General features: G+C 69.5%; 1 protein-coding gene. It reads left to right on the top strand.

Annotated features, from left to right (window positions below; genetic code table 11):
* The coding region (locus ASF63_RS18690; protein ID WP_414843802.1) for a beta strand repeat-containing protein at positions 1–3678 on the top strand (3678 nt) is incomplete at both ends.

The following is a 3678-nucleotide window of genomic DNA, read 5'->3' as shown; positions in this document are numbered from 1 at the left end:
CCCGGTGAGTCGGTGACCGCGACGGCGACGTACGTGCTGACCCAGGCCGATGTCGATGCGGGCAGCGTCACGAGCCTGGTCACCGGAGCCGGAACACCCACCACCGGCGGGGCGGCGGTCACGGCGACCGCTCCGGCGACCGTGCCGATCGTGAGTGCCCCGCAGCTCGTCGTCACGAAGGACGACTCGGCGACCGGCGGCAGCGTCGGCGACACGATCGACTACTCCTTCACGATCGAGAACACCGGCAACGTCACGCTCTCGGGCGTCGTCCTGTCCGACACGCTCGCAGGGCTCAGCACGCCGAACATCACCTGGCCGACCACGAACCGCGTGCTCGCACCGGGCGAGGTCGCCACGGCCACAGCGAGCTACGTCATCACCCAGAGCGACGTCGACGCGGGCAGCGTCGCGAACACCGCGACGGCGGATGCCACCGTTCCCGGTGGCGGATCGATCTCTGCGTCCTCCGACGAGGTCGTGACCCCGCTCGACGCCCCGGCGCCCGCCGTGGTCACCACGAAGTCCGCGTTCATCGCGAACGGCGCAGGCGGGGCTGTCGGCGATGTCATCGAGTACACCGTCACTGTCCGCAACGCCGGAAACGTGACGCTCGACGGCGTGGGCATCGTCGACGAGCTCGACGACCTCTCCGACATCTCGGTCGTGTGGCCCGGCGCCGAAGGCGTCCTCGCGCCGGAGCAGACCCTCGTCGGCAGCGCCAGATACGTCATCACGCAGGCCGACGTGGACCGCGGCTCGGTGTCGAACATCGCGGTGGGCTCGGGTACCGACCCCTCGGGCACGGCTGTCGAAGACCCCTCGGACCAGATCGTGGTGCCCACGGTCACGGCGAGCGCAGACGCGACCGTCACGAAGAGCGGCGTGCTCGAGCCGGGCGCGACCGGCCGAGCAGGCGACACGGTGCAGTTCTCGTTCCGCATCGTGAACACCGGCAACGTCACGCTGTCGAGCGTGACTCTCGACGATCCGCTGGTCGGTCTGTCTGACATCCAGGTCACCTGGCCCGGAGCAGACGGCGTTCTCGCTCCCGGTGCGACCGCCGATGCCACGGCCGAGTACGAGCTCACCCAAGCCGATGTCGACCGAGGGCGTGTCGACAACACGGTCTCCCTGACGGCATCCGCTCCGGGCGGCACTCCGGTCGAGCGCACGGCGACGGCGACAGTGCCGATCGCCGAGGCGGCGGAGCTCACGACCGTGAAGAGCGGACAGCTGCTCGAGCCGGGAATCGGAGCGGTCGGCGACGTCATCGAGTACCGGCTGGTGGTGACCAACACGGGCAACGTGACGGTGCAGGACGGCCGGCTGATCGATCGTCTCGCCGGTCTCTCGCTGCCCGAGATCGAGTGGCCGGGTCCTGAGGGCGAGCTGCTCGTAGGCGACACCGTGGTCGGTATCGCGCGGTACACGCTGACCCAGGCGGACATCGATCGCGGTTTCGTGCGGAACATCGCCGGTGTCGAAGCGGTCACGGAGCAGGGGACGATCGTCGTCGCCGACTCCAACCCGGTCGTGATCAACACCGTGCAGCCCGCGGCTGCGCTCACCGTCGTGAAGGACGGCGTCGTCGACGGCGATGGCGGTGCGGGTGGCGCTGTCGACTACACCTTCCGCATCACGAACACGGGGAACGTGACCGTGAGCGCGATCGCTCTCGCCGATCCGATGCCGGGCCTCAGCGTGCCGCAGGTCAGCTGGCCGGGGGCTGAGGGAGTGCTCGCACCGGGACAGACGGCGATCGCGACGGCCGGCTACACGATTACCCAGACGGATGTGGATGCCGGATCGATCGCCAACGCGGCGACGGCGAGCGGCAGCTCGCGCGGTGGCCCTGTCACGAGCCCCGCGGGTATCGAGACGGTCGACACTCAGGGCATCCAGGCCTCGATCGTCGTGGGCAAGACCGCGGCGCTCGCTCCCGACGCGACCGGCGTCGCGGGCGACGTCGTGACGTGGAGCTACTCCCTGCAGAACACCAGCAACGTCACGCTCACGGGGGTGGCGCTGACCGATCGCCTCAGCGGTTCCACCGCCCCCGAGTACACCTGGCCAGACCCGGCTCGCCCGGGAGTGCTGCTCCCCGGCCAGACCGTGACGGCTGTCTCGACCTACGCACTCACCCAGGCGGACATCGATCGTGGAGGCGTCGCGAGCGCTGTCGACGGCGTCGGCACCCCGCCGCGTGGCGCTGACGTCACCGGCACCTCCACGGCCTCGGTCGAGATCGCCGCGCGTCCTGGCATCGCTGCGACGAAGTCCGGACTGGTCGACGGCGCGGGCGACGTCGGCGATCGGATCGACTACACGTTCGGCATCACGAACACAGGCAACGTCACGCTCACACTCGTCGACCTCGTCGACGCGCTGGTCGGCGTGAGCTCGCCCACCTTCGACTGGCCGGGTGAGCCCGGCATCCTGCTCCCGGGCGAAACAGTCGACGCCGCAGCCGAGTACACGATCACCCAGGCGGATGTGGATCGCGGCTCGGTCACGAACATCGCCACGGCGAGCGGTAAGCCGCCGGTGGGGGACACGATCACGGCGAGCACGCCGCCGACGGACACGAGTGTCGCGGCGGCTGCCCCCGAGCTGCTCACCGGCAAGACGGCCAGTGTTCGCGGGGACGGAGCGGTCGGCGACATCATCGACTACTCCTTCACGATCGAGAACACCGGAAACGTCACCGTGTCGGCGATCACGCTGACCGACCCGCTGGCGGGGCTCTCCGTCCCGAACGTGCGCTGGCCCGGCGATCCCGGAGTCCTCGCTCCGGGTGAGATCGCGACGGCGATCGCCAGCTATGCGATCGTGCAGGCCGATGTGGATGCCGGTGAGGTGGTCAACATCGCGACCGCCGCCGGATCCGCTCCGAGCGGAGCTGCCGTGCAGGACGCCTCCGACCGGATCAGCGCCCCGACGGTCGCTGCGGATGCCGGGATCATGATCGACAAGACCGGAGCACTGGCACCGGGCTCCACCGGACAGGTGGGCGACGTCGTGCAGTTCGGCTTCACGATCGCCAACACCGGCAACCAGACGCTGAGCGGTGTCGATCTCTCCGACGCGCTGCCCGGACTCAGTGCCATCGATGTGGTCTGGCCGAGCGAAGACCCCGCAGCGGCGGGCGTCCTCCCGGTCGGCTCCACCGCTCGCGGTACCGCGACCTACGCGCTCACCCAAGCGGATATCGACGCCGGGTCGGTCGCGAACGCGGTCGAGGTCGTCGCGACGACACCGGCCGGTGTCGCGGTCGACTCCGCGGATGCCGCGACGGTCACGGTTCCCCGGACTCCCGCACTGTCGGCGGTGAAGACTGGTGTGCTCGCTGCGGGTGACATCGGTGAGGTGGGCGACACTGTCGAGTACGCGGTGGTGGTCACGAACACGGGCAACGTGACGGTCACGGGTGGCGTGCTGGTGGACCCGATGGTGGGTCTGTACGACGTGTCGATCGTGTGGCCGAACCCTGCCGCACCCGGGCGTGTGGGTGTCGGCGAGCAGGCCGTCGGTCGGGGCAAGTACGACCTGACGCAGGCGGATGTGGATGCGGGTTTTGTGGTGAATACGGCGTCGGTGGCGGCGTTTGCTCCGGGTGGGGTGCGGGTGTCTGCGGATACGAATACGGTGCGGGTGAACACGGTGTTGCCTGCTGCG

Origin of the sequence: Microbacterium sp. Leaf320 (genome assembly GCF_001423485.1) — a bacterium.
In the GTDB taxonomy this organism is placed as follows: domain Bacteria; phylum Actinomycetota; class Actinomycetes; order Actinomycetales; family Microbacteriaceae; genus Microbacterium.
Note: the sequence above shows the minus strand (reverse complement) of the source record. Positions and strands in the feature narration are given on the sequence as shown.